The 4,232-nt window shown below is 62.6% G+C and carries 3 protein-coding genes, 3 tRNA genes and 1 pseudogene; 4 read left to right on the forward strand and 3 right to left on the reverse strand.

Features of this window, described 5'->3' with window-relative positions:
- Window positions 1-173: 173 nt before the first annotated feature.
- From BIS11_RS11950 to BIS11_RS11960, 3 genes are all read right to left on the reverse strand, one after another.
- Window positions 174-249 (reverse strand) — tRNA-Asn (locus BIS11_RS11950).
- Between the two features lie 40 nt (window positions 250-289).
- Window positions 290-365 (reverse strand) — tRNA-Asn (locus tag BIS11_RS11955).
- A gap of 39 nt (window positions 366-404) precedes the next feature.
- Window positions 405-480, reverse strand: a tRNA-Asn gene (locus BIS11_RS11960).
- 194 nt (window positions 481-674) lie between these two features.
- Between BIS11_RS11960 and miaB the strand changes: the two genes are divergently transcribed.
- The 4 genes and pseudogenes from miaB to BIS11_RS11980 form a co-directional block, all read left to right on the forward strand.
- Complete coding sequence (gene miaB, locus BIS11_RS11965) at window positions 675-2,036, forward strand: tRNA (N6-isopentenyl adenosine(37)-C2)-methylthiotransferase MiaB (protein WP_253420829.1); 1,362 nt, start codon at window positions 675-677, stop codon at window positions 2,034-2,036.
- A gap of 84 nt (window positions 2,037-2,120) precedes the next feature.
- Window positions 2,121-3,203, forward strand: a complete 1,083-nt coding sequence (locus tag BIS11_RS11970) for a PhoH family protein (protein ID WP_253420833.1) — start codon at window positions 2,121-2,123, stop codon at window positions 3,201-3,203.
- Complete coding sequence (ybeY, locus tag BIS11_RS11975; RefSeq protein WP_253420836.1) at window positions 3,200-3,658, forward strand: rRNA maturation RNase YbeY; 459 nt, start codon at window positions 3,200-3,202, stop codon at window positions 3,656-3,658. The genes BIS11_RS11970 and ybeY overlap by 4 nt, the downstream gene beginning before the upstream one ends.
- Window positions 3,659-3,704: 46 nt before the next feature.
- Window positions 3,705-4,232 (forward strand): annotated as a pseudogene (locus tag BIS11_RS11980) (magnesium/cobalt efflux protein); the annotation flags it as partial.

Consider the following 4,232-nt stretch of genomic DNA (forward strand, 5'->3'; position numbering starts at 1 on the left):
AACGCCCGTATGGAGCGGGCAGATCCTTCGCTGCGAACAGATACGCGAAAACCAGGCGCGAAAGACGGCCTGTCATGAAATGCTGGAATCGGCTATCGAAAAACCGGGAAACGAAAAAGAGCGGGTAACGCGAAACTAGGGAAGATGCTTCATGAGGATCGTCGAAAGACGCTTGGCTCCCCGAACAGGACTCGAACCTGTGACCCAATGATTAACAGTCATTTGCTCTACCAACTGAGCTATCGGGGAACGTCTTCAAGACGAGTGGTCTTGCCGGGCGTAGTCGATGTGGCTCCTCGAACAGGACTCGAACCTGTGACCCAATGATTAACAGTCATTTGCTCTACCAACTGAGCTATCGAGGAACATCGAACTGCTTGACTACGGTGCTTGAGTGGAGCGTTTGGCTCCTCGAACAGGACTCGAACCTGTGACCCAATGATTAACAGTCATTTGCTCTACCAACTGAGCTATCGAGGAACTGCTCAAACACGGTGCGTAGTATACTCATGGAAACGCTCGGGTCAAGTCTCGATTGCTGTCGGCGCTAGCCGCTGGAATCTTGTATCCGTATAATGTGCCTACTCTTTAGCGACACTCAAGGCACGCACCCGCGGCCAAATCGACGCTCCACTCATTTTCGTCGCACGACGATCCATAGATGACAGGTACCGATGGCGAAGAAGCTCTTCATCAAAACGCACGGCTGCCAAATGAACGAGTACGACTCCTCGCGCATGGCGGATCTACTCGGCGAATCTCACCAGCTGGAACTCACCGATGACGAGAAGGAAGCCGACGTCATCCTGCTCAACACCTGCTCGATTCGCGAGAAGGCCCAGGAGAAGGTGTTTCACCAGCTAGGGCGCTGGAAGAAACTCAAGGACGCCAATCCGGACCTGGTGATCGGGGTCGGCGGCTGCGTGGCGAGCCAGGAAGGCGAGGCGCTGAGAAAGCGCGCGCCCCACGTCGACATGGTGTTCGGCCCGCAGACCCTGCACCGCATCCCGGCGATGATGGATGCGCGCAACGCCGCCGCAGCCTCCGGCGCCAACATGATCGCCGCGGTGGACGTCACCTTCCCGGAAATCGAGAAGTTCGATCATCTGCCCAAGCCCTCCTCCGACGGCGCGACGGCGTTCGTGTCGATCATGGAAGGCTGCTCGAAGTACTGCACCTTCTGCGTGGTGCCCTACACCCGTGGCGAGGAGGTCTCGCGGCCTTTCGAAGCGGTGATGGACGAGGTGATCCACCTGGCCGACCAGGGCGTTCGCGAGATCAACCTCCTGGGCCAGAACGTCAATGCCTACCGCGGCGACAACCAGCTCGGCGAGGAGATCGATCTTGCCGAGCTGATCGCCTGCGTGGCGGCGGTGGAAGGCATCGACCGGGTACGCTTCACCACCTCCCACCCGGTGGAGTTCACCGAGAGCCTGGTCGAGGCCTACGCCGAGATCCCGGAGCTGGTGAGCCACCTGCACCTGCCGGTGCAGTCGGGCTCGGATCGCATCCTCGCGGCGATGAAGCGCGGCCACGACCGCGAGGAGTACATCGCCAAGATGGAGCGCATCCGCGCCAACCGTCCGGACATCAGCTTCTCCTCGGACTTCATCATCGGCTTCCCCGGCGAGACCGAGCAGGACTTCGAGGACACGATGGATCTGATCCACCGCATCGGCTTCGATCACTCCTTCAGCTTCGTCTACTCGGCGCGCCCGGGCACCCCGGCCTCGGGGCTTCCCGATGACACCCCGGAGAGCGTCAAGAAGCAGCGCCTGGCGATCCTGCAGGATCGTATCCTGCAGCAGGCTGCCCAGATCAGCCGGCGCATGGTGGGCTCCACCCAGCGCATCCTGGTCACCGGCTTCTCGCCGAAGGACCCGGGCCAGCTCTCCGGGCGCACCGAGAACAACCGCGTGGTGAACTTCCGCGCCGCCAACCCGGCCGAGCTGATCGGCTACTTCGTCGATGTCGAGATCACCGAGGCCCTGCCCAACTCGCTGCGCGGCGAACTCGCCTCCCCCGAACGTTATTGACGGCTATTTGCCCCAAGTAATTGCCCAGGCGAAGCCTGGGCATTAAGCTCTGATCTACACCCATCGAAAACGGATCGCCTACTCTTGAGCCAGCCATCACCCCAGGCCAATCGAATTATCACCGTCAGTCTCGAACCCAACGATCCGCAGCGGCTGGCAAGCCTCTGCGGTCAGCGCGATGAGCACCTGAAACTGATCGAGGACCGGCTGGACGTCACGCTTCGAAACCGTGGCAACATCTTCCAGCTGGCGGGCGCGGCGAATCGCATCAAGGCCGCGGCCAACGTGCTGGAGCACCTCTACCGCGAAACCGCGGCCAGCGAGCTTTCGCCGGACACGGTGCATCTGTTTTTGCAGGAGTCCGGGCTCGAGGCGCTGGACGACGAAGAGGGCGGTGAAGAGAGCGGTGACGTGATCATGCGCACCCCGCGCACCATGATCAAGCCGCGCGGCTTGAACCAGCAGCGCTACGTCACCAGCATTCGCGAGCACGACATCAACTTCGGCATCGGCCCGGCGGGTACCGGCAAGACCTACCTTGCCGTTGCCGCCGCGGTCGAAGCGCTCAACAGCCAGGAAGTGCGCCGCATCCTGCTGGTGCGCCCGGCGGTCGAAGCCGGCGAGAAGCTCGGCTTTCTGCCCGGCGATCTTGCCCAGAAGATCGACCCGTACCTGCGCCCGCTCTACGACGCGCTGTATGAAATGATCGGCTTCGAGCAGGTGGCCAAGCTGATCGAGCGCCAGGTGATCGAGATCGCGCCGCTGGCCTACATGCGCGGGCGCACGCTCAACAACGCCTACATCATTCTCGACGAGAGCCAGAACACCACGCCGGAGCAGATGAAGATGTTCCTGACGCGGATCGGCTTCGGCTCCACCGCGGTGATCACCGGCGACGTGACCCAGGTGGATCTGCCCAAGGGCCAGCGCTCGGGGCTCATCCAGGTGCTCGACGTGTTGAAGGACACCCCGGGGATCGGTGTGACCCACTTCGCCGCCAAGGACGTGGTGCGCCACCCGCTGGTTCAGCGCATCATCGAAGCTTATGATGCCTTCGAGTCGCAGCAGGAGGCCGAGGAGCGCGCCGAGCGCGAAGCGCGCAAGCAGGAACGCGAGGCCCGCCTGGCCGCCCGCGACAGCGCCCCGCGCTGGGACGACGGGCGATGACCGAGATCGTGATCGACCGCCAGGTTGCGGTCAGCGCCGAGGTTCCCTCGCTTTCACAGCTCACCCACTGGGTGGGCTGTGTGTTTTCCGAGCATCCGGGCGACCCTCGCCGGGAGCTGACCATCCGCTTCGTCGAGCAGGACGAGAGCCAGGCGCTCAACCGCGACTACCGCGGCAAGGACAAGCCGACCAACGTGCTCTCGTTTCCGTTCGAGGCGCCGCCGGGCATCGAGCTTCCGCTTCTGGGAGATCTGGTCATCTGCCACGCGGTGGTCGAGGCCGAGGCCATCGAGCAGCGCAAGCCCTTGATGAACCACTATGCCCACATGGTGGTACACGGCACTCTGCATCTGCTGGGGTACGACCATATCGACGACGACGAGGCCGAGGCCATGGAGGCGCTGGAGCGCCGCCTGCTCGCCAACCTCGACATCCCCGATCCGTACGCCGACTGACGTTCGCCTTCGACGCCACCCGTTCGCAACCAAGAGACCCGACGCAATGAGTGAAGACCCATCGAGCACGTCCCACCAGAAATCCTGGCTCGAGAAACTCTTTGGCGCCCTCACCGGTGATTCCGACGAGCCTAGCTCGCGCGATGAACTGCTCACCTTCCTGCGCCACACCGCCGGCAAGCTGAAGCTCGATCAGGACGCCATCATGATCATCGAGGGCGCGCTCGAGATCAGCGACCAGCAGGTGCGCGAGATCCTCATTCCGCGCTCCCAGGTCTCGGCCATCGCCCTCGATCAGACCAGCGACGGCTACCTGCCCCTGATCCAGGAAACCGGCCACTCGCGCTACCCGGTGATCGGCGAGAACCTCGATGACGTCAAGGGCATCCTGCTGGTCAAGGACCTTTTGCCGCTGCTCTCGCGCACCCAGGAGAGCCGCGACACCTTCACCCTCGAGGAGGTGCTGCGCCCGGCGATGTTCATTCCCGAGTCCAAGCGGCTCAACAGCCTGCTCAAGGAGTTTCGCGATACCCACAACCACATGGCGATCGTGGTCGACGAGTACGGCGGTACC

Origin of the sequence: Halomonas sp. 707D4 (genome assembly GCF_024158685.1) — a bacterium.
Lineage (GTDB): Bacteria > Pseudomonadota > Gammaproteobacteria > Pseudomonadales > Halomonadaceae > Vreelandella.